The following is a 15,308-nucleotide window of genomic DNA, read 5'->3' as shown; positions in this document are numbered from 1 at the left end:
CTAACTTTTGAAGAAGAAACACTTCAATCGTTAGCTCTACAAGGCAAACGATTCGGAATAATCTCCCTGAAGGTATTCAAGGGCCAAACCTTGAATATCTTAGGGTTATCTTTAGGCTGCAATTTATCGATATGTTTAACAGCTCAACGAAGGAAGTGCAAATCATGGCCGATCTGAAGTCTGAAGCGCGCGCGGAGATGGAGGAAGATGTGCGGCGGTTTTCGGTCGAGTGGATGGGTTGGATCAAAACGATCTCCATCGCTCTCACGATCGTGCTGCTGCTGCATGCGTTTGTGTTTCATCTGTCGAAGGTGGAAGGGCACTCGATGGAGCCGACGCTGCATGACCACGACTGGCTGTATGTGAACAAGTTCGTCTACTTAATCGGTGACCCGAAGGTAGGCGATGTCGTCATTCTAGAGGACCCATCGGATAGTCCGGATAAGAAGCTGCTAGTGAAGCGCGTTGTTGGCGTACCAGGTGACCGGATCGAAATACGAAATCGCGTCCTGTATCGCAATGGTGAGCGTGTGGATGAATCGTTGTATACGAACACCGACATTGAAGACTTGGATTTTGGACCGTATGAAGTGCCTGATGACTGTTATTTCGTAATGGGCGACAATCGGCACGCCAGAGCAAGCCGAGACAGTCGTTCATTCGGGCCAGTCATTCGTGACCGAATAAGCGGTCGAGTTGATTATATCGTGTGGCCGACAGGCGACCTCGGGTCGTTGTAGGAGCGGATTTCATGAAAGAGATTATGATTTATACGGACGGCGCCTGTTCAGGAAACCCGGGACCGGGCGGATGGGGCGCCGTTTTATTTTTTGGCCAACACAAGAAAGAGATTTCAGGCGGAGAGAAGTATACGACGAATAATCGGATGGAAATACAGGCGGTTATCGAAGCGCTGCAGATTCTCAAAGAGCCATGTAAGGCAGCTGTCTACAGCGACTCAGCGTATGTCGTGAACTGCTTTCAGAATAATTGGATTCGCGGATGGCTCCGCAATGGTTGGAAGAACAGTAAGGGTCATCCAGTAGAGAATCAAGATTTGTGGCAATCCTTATGGGGACTTATGCAAATTCATAAGGTAACGTAACTCAAGGTCAAAGGGCATAGCGATAACGAATGGAATAACCGCTGTGATGAGCTGGCGCGAGCAGCGATTAAACAGCTATAGCGGCGCTGTGAGCAAATAGAGGTGAGTTAGGGATGGAGCATCCGCAGCAGGATGAAGCACAACAGCAGATGGATGTGGAAGAAGCAGCATGGACAGGCTTTGATTGGCATGTGCTTAAGGCTGAGTTAAAGGCGGCTGCTCCATCGCTTGGCATTGATGATATTGGGATAGCGTCGGCAGAACCGTTCACTGAACTGAAGGAACGTCTGCTCCGACATCGGGAGCTAGGTCGTGAGTCCGGCTTTGAAGAACCGGATATCGAGCTGCGCACGAATCCGTCGCTGCTGTTCGATCGACCAGTGTCGATCATTGCGATCGCAGTAGCGTATCCGTCGAAGCTTCCTGATCCTCCGAAGTCTGAGCCTGGAGCGCGGAGAGGTATTTTCGCACGGGCCTCATGGGGAATGGATTACCACAGCGTATTAAGGGACAGGCTGGCTCGGCTGGAGGCGTGGCTCGAAGAGCGGGTTCCAGGCGTACGTATGATGAGCATGGTCGATACAGGGGCACTGTCGGATCGGGCTGTAGCAGAACGTGCGGGTCTTGGCTGGAGTGCGAAGAACTGCTCGATTATTTCGCCTAAGCTTGGTTCCTGGATATACCTTGGCGAGACAATCACGAATCTGCCGCTCCCGCCGGATACGCCGCTTGAGGACCAGTGCGGAACATGCAATAAATGTATCGATGCTTGCCCGACAGGAGCTTTAGTAGGACCCGGCCAGCTCGACTCGAACAAGTGTATTTCGTTTCTAACTCAGACCAAGACGATGCTGTCCGATACGTATATGCGCAAAATCGGCAATCGGCTGTATGGCTGCGATACGTGTCAGATCGTCTGTCCGGCGAATAGAGGAAAGAACTGGACGCATCAACCGGAGCTGCAGCCTGATCCCGAAATTGCGAAGCCGCTCTTGCTGCCGCTGCTGACGATTGGCAATCGGGAATTCAAAGAGACGTTTGGCTCCGCATCCGGCTCATGGCGCGGGAAGAAGCCGATTCAGCGCAACGCGATTATAGCGCTCGGCAATTTTCGCGAACGCTCGGCAGTACCGGCGATCATCGACGTATTGCGGGTTGACCCGCGTCCTGAGCTGCGAGGAACGGCTGCATGGGCATTGGGCATGATCGGCGGGGAAGAGGCCGCGGAGGCACTTCGTATCGCGCACACGACCGAAACGAATGAAGAAGCATCATCGGCAATTGCCCGGGCAATGACCGCGCTTACATTAGCGTCGGAAACGGTAGAGGATCTGCAATAAATCGACTGAAATTGCAGGAAAAATCATCGTTTGCGCTCCCTAGGGGATCATGCTATCATTAGAGGCAATATGCCGATATATACGCGGCGGTGTCGTTCAAGAGGTTGATGTACGAGAGTCGCGTATCGTAAGAGCGAATTGGATAAGGACAGGTGACATTGACCATGTGGATTACAATTACAGCCATTGTGGCTTTGATTGTCGGCGCTGCCGGCGGCTTCTTTGCAGGCGTATTCTACCTGCGCAAACAGCTCGAGAAGATGCAAAGTGATCCTGAAATGCTGACCAAAATGGCGAAGCAAATGGGTTACAACTTGAATGGCCAGCAAATGAAAAAAGCACAACAGATGATGCGCAATCAGAAGTTTAAACGATAAGAAACGGTAGTTTCTGCGCGTCCGGAAGGAGGAAATCGGATGGCGGGCAAGAAAGATTACGTCAATTCTATGGTTTCGAGCAATCGCGACCAAATCGAATATCATGTACGTGAGATTCTGAAGCTAATCGGGGAAGATGTCGAACGCGAAGGTTTGCTGGAGACACCGGCTCGTGTAGCTCGCATGTACGAAGAGATTTTTGCAGGGTATGAGGTAGATCCTCGTGAGGTACTGGGTGTAACATTCGACGAGCAGCATGAAGAGCTGGTTATCGTCAAAGATATTGTGTACTACAGCCAATGCGAGCACCATATGGCGCCGTTCTTCGGCAAAGTGCATATCGGTTACATTCCAAGCGGCAAAATCGTAGGGCTCAGCAAGCTCGCTCGTCTCGTAGAGGCGGTCAGCCGCAAGCTGCAGGTGCAGGAGCGGATTACGTCGCAAATCGCCGACATTCTGATGGAAGAATTGAAGCCTCATGGCGTCATGGTCGTCGTCGAAGGCGAGCATTTGTGCATGTGCGCTCGTGGCGTGAAGAAGACAGGCAGCAAGACGGTTACGTCAGCTGTAAGGGGACAATTCCACGGCAATGCTGCAGCGCGGGCGGAATTTATGGCATTAATCAGGGATTAATAACGAGTATATTGTTACAGGAGCCTCCGGCTCGCTGCTATTGTTAGCGGCGTTGCGGGAGGCTTTTTTTACGTTAAAGAAGGGCAGATTAACAGCGGAGGACAAACCTTGACATTGGCAAAACGTATCGCTATGATACGTTTATGAAGATAATGATAATCATTATCAATATTAAAATGAGACATGAAGGCGATCCATGCATGTGAGTTTCTAATAAAAACCGCCAAAGCGGCGTCGGTGGTCGCTTTGACGGTAGTAGAGAAAAACAGGTGGAGGCAGCCTTGTTAGAACGGCTCCCAGATGAGCTTGCTCGCCTGCTCGAAGCGTTGATTAACGAACGGCCAGTTGACGACATTCCACCAGCTGTTGATGTAATTGATCCGGTTGTTCTGATGCTTCAAATAATACGCATGCTCCCATACGTCGAGCGGCAGAATCGGAACGACGTCCCATTGGGACAAGTTCTGATGCTTCTCCGCTGTGAGTATTTCGAGCCGTCTAGCACGTGGGCTCCAGACAAGAATCGCCCAGCCGCCGCCTTCGACTTTGTTCGCGGCTTCAGTGAACTGCTTCTTGAACGCTTCAAAGCTGCCGAAGTCCTGACGGATTTGATTAGCTAGGGAGCCTGAAGGCTGGCCGCCGGCTTGAGGAGCCATGACCGTCCAGAATAGGGTATGCAAATAATGGCCTGCACCATTGAACGCAAGTTCGCGCTCCCAGTGCTTCACGAGGTCGAACTGGCCGGACTGTCTTGCTTGCTGTAGTTCGCGCTCCGCTTTGTTCAAGCCATCGACATAGCTCTGATGATGCTTATCATGATGGATACGCATCGTCATCTCGTCGATATAAGGCTCGAGCGCGTTATACGCATAGGGCAACGGAGGGAGCCGGTGACCTCCGATTGGCACCTGTGTCACTGGAGCGCGTTCCTCGCTAACGAGGTCAGCCGCATCGTCAGTGGACGCTGTTGGCGCCGGTGAATCGGAGTGAGCGACAGCATGTGAGGCAGGCTCAGCAGCCTGTACGTGGCTGTTAGCAGGTGCTTGAGACGGAGCTGCTGCTGTGCTCTTGGCTGGGCGAGTCCTTGCAGTGCCCGGTCTGCCTGCTTTGCGTGCAATGTCGGAGTCTAGCGCTGTAAACGGATCATCGGGCCCACCGCGGCTTTCGAATAGCTCCTGCCGCGTATACCGATACGTGTCCTGCACGCCTAAGTAGCCGTTTGATTGGCGCACCGCATGCAGGACGAACGATTTGGCTGACGGATTGGCAGACAACGAAGGACTTTTCTCAAGCAGCTGCAGAAGATGCTCCACGAACCGCTGAGACTGATAAGCGGATGCTTGGAGCAGCAGCTCCGCGCGTGTAATCGTCTTTTCATCGCTTGGCTCAACATTGGCGCCACGTGTTAGTGCCTCGTTCAGGCACTTGTCTGCAACGCGCTCGGCCGCACGAAGCGGCTGTTCCCACTCGGAGAGCAGCCATACATATTCCTGCTCCAATCCTGGTGAGAATCGACGAATGACTGCGGCATGTTCGATTTCTTGCCTTTTCCAATCGCGGATTTCTTCCAGCAGTCGAAGAGGTGTCTGTGGTCCATATACAAAAAGCACGACATCAGCCTCCTTGTTCATGACTCTTGCGCGTCCCGGTTGTCCGTACTCCCATTGGAGAACAAACGTATACGCTTAAGATGTATTCATGACCATGCGGAGCTATGTCGTGCTTTTGAAACACATCACAATTTAAGAGTGTCACTAGAGAGCAACGGAGTTGGCGGGCGCTGTGTCATCCGTGCCGGTTGCCTTGTCGGCCGCATCCGCATGCTGCTGATGCACTTGGCCGAGGAACAGCGCTGCGCGCTGGATGTATTCCTTTGCGTGGACTTGGAATAACAGCTCATGCTTGCCGCCTTCGACGATCCATTCCTGCGACAGCGGATTCGTCTGATTGTGCGCGATTTGGTCCGCGATCTCGTAAGGCGCTTTCGTATCTTCGGTTCCATGCATGATGAACAGTGGAATCGGGTAGTCTTTCACCATAACTTCCTCCGCCGGAATACCACTGAACGAAGTGCCAGTGAAAGCTGGCAGCATCATCTCGATGAGCGGCAATGATGGGTATTTGGGCAGCGGAAGCACTTGGGTAACATTATGGAACAGCGTATCTGGGCTCGGCAGGAAGAGGCTGTCGAGCAGCATCGCGTCGATATCGTCGGTCTGGAGTCCAGCTTGCAGTGCTGTACCAGCTCCCATCGAGAAGCCCCAGACGATAATCTCGGATGCACCGCGTTCTTTGACATATTGAACGGCTGCCAGCAGCTGCTGTGATTCTTCGTAGCCGCCGGTTGCCGGCGCTTTATAGTCGGTGGATGCATAGCCATAGTCGAACATGAACACGTTGTAGTTCAGACGATGCAGCAATGCGGCAAGGTCATACATCGGGACCCATGTTTCTTCGCGGTTGGCGCCATAGCCATGGCTGAAAATAACGGTACGCTGCGACTCGCTCGCCTGCGTATGGTCGACTGCCGAAGTCTGGGCGACAGGCTGCGGACCATCGTTATCGCTAGCTGGGATGAACCAGCCGCCAACCGTTGTACGGCCGCTCATGCTGGAGAATGCAGCATCCTCGTACGGAAGACCTGCTGCTTCCATCGGATTCGAGTAGAGAGGGGCAACGTACGGGTGCGCGAGCATCCATGCGATATACCCATGGAATGCGACCACTGCAAGGACGCACAGCGCTGCGGCTGCGGACACGGCAGCAAACAATGCGTGTTTGCCGCTCTTGCGTCTGCTAACTACACGTGGCTGCGGTGTAGGCTGTACGATGGGTGCCGGTAGGCTGTTGACTGGCAATGGTGTTGGTAGAATCGTGCTGCTCATCCGGAACATCCCCTCTCATTGGAAGCGCTTTAGTCTGTTAGTACTACTATCGTATGACCGTTGTACAAGAGTGTCAATCGATGTCGATGAGATGTAAGCCGTTTGTAATATAGTTGAAATATAGTGAGTTTATCTTTACGTTAATCAACGTTTGAGTTATACTTAATGCAACGATGTTTCATTGTACGAAACAATAATAGACCAAATCTATTTGGAATTTAATAGACAGAGTAGATCGCAGAGGAGGGCGGAGTGACGATGGCAGAGGAAGGAAAATCGACCGTTAGAGCAGTCGAGCGGGCGCTTGATATTTTGCAATGCTTCACATTAGGAACAGATTTTGCAATGACGGAGATCGCAGAACGTGTCGGTCTGCATAAGAGCACGGTCCACCGCATGCTGTCGACGCTTGAAGATCGCGGCTTCGTGGAGCGTGATAGTGGAACAGAGCGCTATCGGCTTGGCTTCCGGGTATGGGAGCTTTCCGCGCATTTGACGTCTTCCGATGACCCTGCGGTTATTTGGCAGCCGGAGATGGAGCGGCTTCGCAATGCGGTGGGCGAGACGGTTAGTCTATACGTGCGGAGCGGCGGCGAACGGATTCGTATCCAAGCGGTGCAGAGCAATCAGGCGGTTCGCAGGGTTGCGACGGTTGGAGCGAGACTGCCGCTGTATGTTGGTGCCTCCAGCAAGGTACTGATTGCATTCGCAGATGAGCCGACGCAGCAGGAAATATTTACGGAGCTCGAAACGATCCAGCCGCCAGTCGTCAATCGGCATATGTTCGAATGCCAGATGATCGAAATCCGCCGCAACGGTTATGCGATGAGTATCGAGGAGCGCGAGCCGGGGGCTGCCGCTGTCTCGGCGCCGATATACGATCGCCATCAGCGGCTCATTGCTGCGTTGTCCGTCTCAGGGCCATCAAGCCGTCTGACGACGGAGCGGATGCGAGAGATCGCACCAGCTATCATCGAAGCCGCCAGCCGTATGGGCACGATGGCGCGATAATGAAGAAGCCTTTATCCTAGCTGATGAGTCAGCGTGGATAAAGGCTTTATTGTTTGGATTGAAATGCTGATACCAATCCTCACCGGCCGAAATGGAGCACTTCAGAGTTCGTTTGAAAGATTGAACTAAGCCGATAGAGGCGAAAAATCACCCCTATCGAGCTGGTGGTGAACAAGCCGCAAGGATAGAGGCAAAAAATCGCCTCTATCGAGCTGGTGGTGAACAAGCCGCAAGGATAGAGGCAAAAAATCGCCTCTATCGAGCTGGTGGTGAACAAGCCGCAAGGATAGAGGCGAAAAATCGCCCCTATCGAGCTGGTGGTGAGCAAGCAGCAAGGATAGAGGCGAAAAATCGCCCCTATCGAGCTGGTGGTGAACAAGCCGCAAGGATAGAGGCGAAAAATCGCCCCTATCGAGCTGGTGGTGAGCAAGCAGCAAGGATAGAGGCGAAAAATCGCCCCTATCGAGCTGGTGGTGAGCAAGCCGCAAGGATAGAGGCAAAAAATCGCCTCTATCGAGCTGGTGGTGAGCAAGCCGCAAGGATAGAGGCGAAAAATCGCCTCTACAAAAACCGTCCTATTTTCCTTTCGCCAACAGTTGCCCCAAATCCGTCTGCAGCCCAGCCGTGATCGGCATCATCGGCAAGCGCAAAGTATCGCTGGCTAGCACTCCTTGCTGCGCGAGCAGCCATTTCAGCGGTGCAGGGTTCGACTCTCGGAACAGCAGCTCGATGAGCGGAAGCAGGCAATTGAATGCGCTAAGCGATTCGCTATATCGTCCTTCAGCAGCCAATCGGTAAACGTCCAAGAATGCATCTGTCTCTACATGAGCAGAGGCGAGCATCCCGCCACTGGCGCCTTGACCTAACATGGCGTGAAACAGCCGATCTTCCCCGCACAATATAGGTTTATTATTCCCGCTGGCAGTTAGCGCCGAGACGAGGTCCGTACCTCCGGAGCTGTCTTTGAGCCCGATTACGCCATCAATGTCGAGTATTCTGCGCATCGTGTCCACATCTACACGTACACCGGTCCGGGCAGGAATCTCATAGGCGATAACAGGTACGCCGACCTGTGCAATTCGTTCATAATGCGCGACAATGCCCTCCTGCGATGGGCGGCTGTAATAGGGGGTTACGACGAGAACCGCATCTGCGCCCATATTGCCAGCCATCTCAGCGCGTCTAACGGAAGCTCTAGTGTCATTCGTGCCAACGCCAATAATGATTGGCACCGATCTTTGACTCGTTCCCCGTACAGACTCCTGTCCGAATCCCCTCCTCATATTTGCACCCATAGATTCCATGAGTGTACGCACTTCTTCCCAAGCAACCGTCGGCGATTCGCCTGTTGTACCGTTAAGCACAATACCATGAATATCGTGCGTCAGCAGTTGGCTGACCATCCGCTCGAATGATGCAAGATCAAGCTCTCCGCTTGGAAGAAACGGAGTAATGATAGGAATGAATATGCCTTTCAGTTGGTGTGCAGATAACATTGCCGCAGCCTCCTCATAATCGATTGGCTTAACTTTAACATGACAAGACCCATCACTGTTATCTATAATAATTGATATCTATCATCAATAATTTCGATACTGAGAACGGCTCAACAGCCAGAAGAAAGGGAGGACGAAGCATGGAGCTGACATACCTGCACACGTTCCGTGAAGTAGCCGTCCGCCAGAGCATAACCAAGGCAGCGGAAGCGCTTGGTTATGCGCAATCCAGCGTCACCACCCAGATTCAGAAGCTGGAGCGAGCCTACGATGTCCAGCTCTTTGAGCGCTTCGGCAAAGGGCTGCGACTGACGACGGCGGGCGAGGAGCTGCTTGTGATCGCAACCCAAATGCTCGACTTGTACCAGCAATCGAAGGAGAAGCTGGCTCAGCAGGGTGGAGGAACGTTGACGATTGGTACCATCGACTCGCTGGCGGCTTATTATTTGCCCCCTTTCATTCAGCGTATACGCGAGCTGCAGCCGGGGTTATCCATTCGTGTTCAACCCGAGAACGAGCCAGCTATCCTGAACAAAGTAAGAGAAGGCGAGCTTGACATCGGCTTGCTGCTGGATGAACATCATGAGCCAACTGCAAATGATCCATCACTGAAATGGATCAAGCTTAGGCCCGAGCCGCTTGTCATTGTCGCTCGTCCGGATCATGCGCTGGCGAACGCGGAGCAGCGCTCCCTCACACTTCCTGATCTAGCTGATCAGGAGTGGATGATGACAGAGGACAGCTGCAACTACCGGATTCTGCTTGAGAAAATGATGCGGTCGCAAAGTATCCCGTACCGCATTGGGCTGGAGCTTGGCAATCCAGAGGCGATCAAGCGCTGCGTTCGAGCGGGATCGGGCATTGCGATTTTGCCGCGCATGGCAGCAGAGGAGGAGCTGCGCCGCGGCGAGCTTGCCGCGCTGCCCGTGCAGCATCACGAGCTTAGCCTATCGCTGCTGCTCGTGTATCACCCGAAGAAGTGGATGTCACGTGCAACGCAGCAGTTTATCGAGCTGCTGCAATGAGCACCTAAACAAAATGGCCTGTAAGCCGAAGCGGTATTCACCGCTTTGCTTACAGGCCATTCTTATATCAGACTAGGCAGGATAGCTGCCTAGTCCTATACTACATGTTTGCGATCATTTGACGCAGAACCGTTTGCAGGATACCGCTGTTACGGTAGTAGTCAACGTCCACGAGGGAGTCGAGGCGAACGATAGCTTGGAAGTCGAACTTCGAGCCGTCTTCGCGCGTAGCCGTTACCGTAACCAGTTGACCTGGTTGAACGTCGTTGGAGAGACCTTGGATATCGAACGTTTCGCGGCCCGTGATACCGAGCGAAGACCAGCTTTGGCCTGCTTGGAATTGGAGCGGCAGAACGCCCATGCCCACGAGGTTGGAACGGTGAATACGTTCGAAGCTCTCTGCGATAACTGCTTTAACGCCGAGGAGGAACGTACCTTTAGCTGCCCAGTCACGGGAGCTGCCCGTACCGTACTCTTTGCCTGCGATAACGACGAGGTTTTTGCCTTCTGCTTGATATTTCATCGAAGCATCGTAGATCGACATCACTTCGTCCGTAGGCAGGTACTTCGTAACGCCGCCTTCCGTACCTGGAGCCACTTGGTTACGGATACGGATGTTAGCGAACGTACCGCGCATCATCACTTCGTGGTGACCGCGACGCGAGCCGTACGAGTTGAAGTCTTCGCGCTTAACGCCATGCTCGATCAGATATTTGCCGGCAGGGCTGTCAGCTTTGATGTTACCAGCTGGCGAGATATGGTCCGTCGTAACGGAGTCGCCGAGCAGGGCAAGAACGTTCGAGCCGTTGATGTCAGCGATGTCGCCAACTTCAGCGCCGAGGTTCGCGAAGAATGGTGGGTTCGCGATGTACGTCGAGCTTTCGTCCCACTCGTAGCTTTCGCCTTCTGGTACGTCGATTGCGTTCCAACGCTCGTTTTGCGTGAAGACGTTGGCATACTTGTCGCGGAAGATTTGCGGGCTCATCGCCGTGCTGATTGCTTCTTGGATCTCCGCTTTCGTTGGCCAGATGTCTTTCAGGTAAACCGGTTGGTTGTCTTGGTCGTAACCAATTGGATCGTTTGCCAGGTCGATGTTAACCGTACCAGCCAGTGCGTATGCAACGACGAGTGGCGGCGATGCCAGGTAGTTAGCCTTAACTTGCGCGTGAACGCGGCCTTCGAAGTTACGGTTACCGGACAGTACAGCCGCTACCGTCATGTCGTTGTCAGCGATCGCTTGACCAACTTCATCTGGCAGTGGACCGGAGTTACCGATGCAAGTTGCGCAGCCATAACCAGCAACGTGGAAGCCGATAGCTTCGAGCGGCTCGATCAGGCCAGCATTTTTCAGATATTCCGTAACAACCAGGGAACCTGGCGTCAGGGACGATTTCACGTAGCCTGGTTTCGTCAGACCGCGAGCGACCGCTTTCTTCGCTACGAGACCTGCGCCTACCATTACGCTAGGGTTAGACGTGTTCGTGCAGGATGTGATAGCTGCGATAACAACAGCGCCCGTACCCATCTTGCTAGCATCGCCGTTTGGATGCTTCACGTCAACCTTTTGCTCAATCTTCTCTTCGGACAGGCCGTAGCCGCCTTTGTCGATTGGCGTGCGGATGATGCTGTTGAACGCTTCTTTCATCGCTGTCAGTTCTACGCGGTCTTGTGGACGCTTAGGACCTGCGAGCGATGGAACAACCGTCGACATGTCGAGTTCGATAACGTCTGTGAAGATTGGATCAGCCAGATCGTCCGTACGGAACATGCCTTGCTCTTTGTAGTAAGCTTCAACGAGCTTCACTTGCTCTTCTTCGCGACCCGTCGAACGGAGGAACGCAAGCGTCTCGTCGTCGACTGGGAAGAAGCCGATCGTAGCGCCGTATTCAGGCGCCATGTTTGCAACCGTAGCACGGTCAGCAAGGCTGATGTTCGACAGACCGGAGCCGTAGAACTCAACGAATTTACCTACAACGCCCTTCTTACGGAGCATTTGCGTAACCGTCAGTGCAAGGTCAGTTGCCGTAGAGCCTTCTGGCAGGCTGCCCGTCAGTTTAAAGCCGATAACTTCCGGCATAACGAAGTAGAGTGGTTGACCGAGCATGCCAGCTTCTGCCTCGATGCCGCCAACGCCCCAGCCTACTACGCCAAGACCGTTGATCATCGTTGTATGGGAGTCCGTACCAACGAGCGAGTCCGGATATACGACTGTTTCGCCGTCAACCGTCTTCGTAGCCGCTACAGATGCAAGATATTCAAGGTTAACTTGGTGAACGATACCCGTTGCTGGTGGAACCGCACGGAAGTTATCGAACGCCGTTTGTGCCCAACGGAGGAACTTGTAACGCTCTGCGTTCCGTTGGAATTCATATTTCATGTTCGTCTCAAGCGCATCCGGGGAGCCGAATGCGTCAACCATGACGGAGTGGTCGATTACGAGGTCAACCGGTACGAGCGGGTTGATACGTTTAGGGTCGCCGCCGGCTTTCTTAACCGTGTCGCGCATTGCTGCAAGGTCAACGACAACTGGTACGCCAGTGAAGTCCTGCAGAACGATACGAGCTGGGATGAACGGAATTTCTTTGTCCGAACGAGCTTCAGCCCAAGTTGCGAGTTGTTTAACATGCTCTTCTGTGATGCCGCGGCCGTCGAATTGACGAATCGCTGCCTCGAGCAGCACTTTAATGGAGAATGGAAGTTTGGAGATGCTGCCGAGTCCTTGTTTCTCGAGTGCTGGCAGGTTGTAGTACGCATACGACTTGCCGCCGGATTCCAGCGACTGGCGTACGCCGTATTGGTCTTGCTTAGCCATGTACAATAACGCCTCCTTAAAGATAAATGCTATTGTCATCGCGTTTCACTAGATGAAACACGATTTCACAAAATGCTTCTGACTACAGTATATCGTGATTGATGGGGCTACGTAAAGCCTGTTTGCAAGGTTTTCGACTGCCAATTCTCATGAATGGGCTGGTGCCCACATACGATAGAAGAAGCGTCTTTTTACTGTTCGAAAAGAGCGATGCCTGCGAAGTAGCAATTCGCCTTACAGGGTAGTGACATCGAAATTGCTTTTAGGAGGGATCAACATGCCGCGTTCAGCGAGTCGTGTAGCTGGCAAACGCGGCGGTATAGCACCGCGGATACCGCAGCAGCGACAATTGCTGCAGTCTCCGCCACAGCCGCCGCCTGCAGCCGAAACCTGGAAAACAGGCGTACATGCGTACGTTAAGCTGTTCAACCAAGCAGAGGTCGATCAGCACCCGTCTGTTTTCGATGGCTTAATCGCTGATGAGGATCATCTGCTCCGGCTCGGCAGCCGTCTCGAACGGCTGCGAGAACGCGATCTGCTGCGCGGCGTGTTGTCCTCCCGCAGCGAGACGAAGGCGGAGATCATTCGGGTGAACGAGTCTGCCGCCGAAACCTCGGTCTTACTCAAGCTCCGTATAAAGCGAATTATGGAACAGAAAAGCCGAACCTATACAGAGGAGAGGCTCGAGCACGAACGACTATGGCTGGCGCGCGATGGCAAGAGCTGGACCATTACGCGTGTGGAGCCGGTCGTGTCCGAGCGCCGCCCCCGTTTTGGCGCGAACGAGCAGTCGCTGCTGCCCGAAGAAGGCGATATACTGTTCGGTGGTCAGCAGCGGCGAACTCGTCCGCCTTCGGCACCGTTCTTAAATTATGATATTTTGCCCGAATTCAAACAGCGTGCGAAGCAAAATTATCGAAGAGATCTTGTTGCTGCCTATGCTGACAGATGGTGGAATGAGGGCAATCCGGCCTATGAGCTGTTCGAGGTTAATTGCACGAACTATGTGTCCCAGTGCATCTTTGCAGGCCATGCGCCGATGCACTATACTGGTAAAAGAGATAGCGGCTGGTGGTATCAAGGGCGCAGTGGCGGCCGTGAGAATTGGAGTTATAGCTGGGCAGTTGCCAATGCGCTTCAATCGTTTCTGGCATCAGGCCGAAACGGCGGCATGCGGGGGACGATGGTCGAATCCGCGGACCAACTGCAGCTTGGAGATGTCATTCTCTATGATTGGAACGGGGATTATCGATACCAGCACAGCACGATTGTAACGGCGTTTGATGTCGACGGCATGCCGCTCGTTAACGCCAATACGGTTGCCAGCCGGCATCGTTACTGGGATTACAAAGATTCGTATGCCTGGACCGAGAAGACGAGATACCGATTATTTCATCTGGCCGATCAATTCTAAATGTTGGGGAGAGCCTCATTAGAATGGCCGCAATTACGAGCAACCGGAGGAAAAATGAAATGGGCGAGAAGGTTCGCGTAGGATTGATCTACGGGGGAAAATCTGGAGAGCATGAAGTATCGCTCCGCACTGCGCTTGCGGTGATGGGCGAATTTGACTATAACCGGTACGAGGTAAAGCCTTTCTACATTACGCAAGACGGCCAGTGGCGTTCAGGTGATGTGCTGCTGGCTCCGCCGAAGGATACTGGTGCACTGCGTCTAGAGGGCAGCGGCGGCGGAGATGGCGCTGCATTGGCGCCTGTATTCCAAGGTCTGCAGACAGGTGCGGCAGGCGGCGACAGCCGCACGATTGATGTTATTTTCCCGCTGCTGCACGGCACGTTCGGCGAAGACGGTACGATCCAAGGTCTGCTGGAGATGGCGAACATCCCCTATGTTGGCGCAGGTGTATTGGCGTCGGCAGTTGGCATGGACAAAGTCATGATGAAGAAAGTATTCGCTCATGAAGGACTCGCACAGTGCATGTTCCGTTACTTCAACCGTACGCAGTGGGAGAAGGATGCGAACTACCATATTAACGAGATCGAAATTTCGCTCGGCTATCCTTGCTTCATCAAGCCGGCTAACCTCGGCTCCAGCGTCGGCATCTCCAAGGCGAGAAATCGCGAAGAGCTGATTGCCGCAATCGATTTCGCATTCCGCTACGACCGTAAGGTCATCGTAGAGGAATTCGTTGATGCGCGCGAGATCGAAGTGAGCGTGCTTGGCAATGACGAGCCGCGGGCGTCCGTACCGGGCGAGATTCGGGCGTCGAATGATTTTTACGATTATAAAGCAAAGTATATTGATGGCACCTCTGTGATGGAGATTCCGGCGAACATTCCGCAAGAGACGTCTGACGCTGTACGCGAGCTGGCGCTTCGCGCTTATCAGGCGATCGACGGATCGGGCTTGTCCCGTGTCGACTTCTTCATGCGCAAGTCCGATGGAGAGCTGCTCATCAACGAAGTGAACACGATGCCTGGCTTTACGCCGTTCAGCATGTATCCGCTTATGTGGAAAGAAACAGGCGTACCTTACAGCGAACTGCTCGACACTTTGATCGCACTGGCGCTGCAGCGTCACGCTGATAAGCAGCGCATTGAATATGGCGGCGGTTCCCCTCTATAAGGGGCCGCTTCCTGCGCAGGACAAGCACTTTTCTTAGC

Annotated in this window: 12 protein-coding genes and 1 pseudogene; 9 read left to right on the top strand and 4 right to left on the bottom strand. The window is 53.3% G+C overall.

Features of this window, described 5'->3' with window-relative positions; genetic code table 11:
• Positions 1-164: 164 nt before the first annotated feature.
• The 5 genes and pseudogenes from lepB (at position 165) to folE (ending at position 3,455) form a co-directional block, all read left to right on the top strand.
• Positions 165-740, top strand: a complete 576-nt coding sequence (gene lepB, locus DFQ01_RS20230) for a signal peptidase I (protein ID WP_110045727.1) — start codon at positions 165-167, stop codon at positions 738-740.
• A gap of 11 nt (positions 741-751) precedes the next feature.
• Positions 752-1,186 (top strand): annotated as a pseudogene (gene rnhA / locus DFQ01_RS20225) (ribonuclease HI).
• Between the two features lie 68 nt (positions 1,187-1,254).
• Positions 1,255-2,445, top strand: a complete 1,191-nt coding sequence (gene queG, locus DFQ01_RS20220) for a tRNA epoxyqueuosine(34) reductase QueG (protein ID WP_110045786.1) — start codon at positions 1,255-1,257, stop codon at positions 2,443-2,445.
• Between the two features lie 164 nt (positions 2,446-2,609).
• Complete coding sequence (locus DFQ01_RS20215; RefSeq protein WP_110045726.1) at positions 2,610-2,822, top strand: YneF family protein; 213 nt, start codon at positions 2,610-2,612, stop codon at positions 2,820-2,822.
• A gap of 39 nt (positions 2,823-2,861) precedes the next feature.
• A complete protein-coding gene (gene folE / locus DFQ01_RS20210) occupies positions 2,862-3,455 on the top strand; it encodes a GTP cyclohydrolase I FolE (RefSeq protein ID WP_110045725.1) in 594 nt (197 codons plus the stop codon).
• Between the two features lie 284 nt (positions 3,456-3,739).
• Here folE and DFQ01_RS20205 read toward each other — a convergent pair whose 3' ends face one another.
• Both DFQ01_RS20205 and DFQ01_RS20200 read right to left on the bottom strand, forming a co-directional pair.
• Positions 3,740-5,065 (bottom strand): Fe-Mn family superoxide dismutase, encoded by a 1,326-nt coding sequence (locus DFQ01_RS20205; protein WP_245946805.1) that lies wholly within the window; start codon positions 5,063-5,065, stop codon positions 3,740-3,742.
• 144 nt (positions 5,066-5,209) lie between these two features.
• Complete coding sequence (locus DFQ01_RS20200; RefSeq protein WP_110045723.1) at positions 5,210-6,340, bottom strand: alpha/beta hydrolase; 1,131 nt, start codon at positions 6,338-6,340, stop codon at positions 5,210-5,212.
• Between the two features lie 258 nt (positions 6,341-6,598).
• Here DFQ01_RS20200 and DFQ01_RS20195 point away from each other — a divergent pair, with 258 nt between their 5' ends.
• Positions 6,599-7,351 (top strand): IclR family transcriptional regulator, encoded by a 753-nt coding sequence (locus DFQ01_RS20195; protein ID WP_110045722.1) that lies wholly within the window; start codon positions 6,599-6,601, stop codon positions 7,349-7,351.
• Between the two features lie 575 nt (positions 7,352-7,926).
• Here the strand turns inward: DFQ01_RS20195 and dapA are convergent.
• Positions 7,927-8,847: a 4-hydroxy-tetrahydrodipicolinate synthase gene (gene dapA / locus DFQ01_RS20190; RefSeq protein WP_110045721.1), complete on the bottom strand. Its 921-nt coding sequence runs from the start codon at positions 8,845-8,847 to the stop codon at positions 7,927-7,929.
• A 140-nt stretch (positions 8,848-8,987) separates the two neighbouring features.
• Here dapA and DFQ01_RS20185 point away from each other — a divergent pair, with 140 nt between their 5' ends.
• Positions 8,988-9,872, top strand: coding sequence for a LysR family transcriptional regulator (locus DFQ01_RS20185; RefSeq protein ID WP_110045720.1), 885 nt, complete (start codon positions 8,988-8,990; stop codon positions 9,870-9,872).
• A 100-nt stretch (positions 9,873-9,972) separates the two neighbouring features.
• Here the strand turns inward: DFQ01_RS20185 and acnA are convergent, their stop codons facing one another.
• On the bottom strand, positions 9,973-12,684 hold the full coding sequence (gene acnA, locus DFQ01_RS20180) for an aconitate hydratase AcnA (protein WP_110045719.1): 2,712 nt from the start codon (positions 12,682-12,684) through the stop codon (positions 9,973-9,975).
• Positions 12,685-12,961: 277 nt separating this feature from the next.
• Between acnA and DFQ01_RS20175 the strand changes: the two genes are divergently transcribed.
• On the top strand, positions 12,962-14,098 hold the full coding sequence (locus DFQ01_RS20175) for an amidase domain-containing protein (protein WP_110045718.1): 1,137 nt from the start codon (positions 12,962-12,964) through the stop codon (positions 14,096-14,098).
• A gap of 59 nt (positions 14,099-14,157) precedes the next feature.
• On the top strand, positions 14,158-15,270 hold the full coding sequence (locus DFQ01_RS20170; RefSeq protein ID WP_110045717.1) for a D-alanine--D-alanine ligase: 1,113 nt from the start codon (positions 14,158-14,160) through the stop codon (positions 15,268-15,270).
• Positions 15,271-15,308: the final 38 nt, after the last annotated feature.

The organism is Paenibacillus cellulosilyticus, from assembly GCF_003182255.1.
GTDB classification, from domain to species: domain Bacteria; phylum Bacillota; class Bacilli; order Paenibacillales; family Paenibacillaceae; genus Paenibacillus_T; species Paenibacillus_T cellulosilyticus.
The sequence above is the reverse complement of the archived record's forward strand: the minus strand, read 5'-3'. Positions and strand labels throughout refer to the sequence as shown.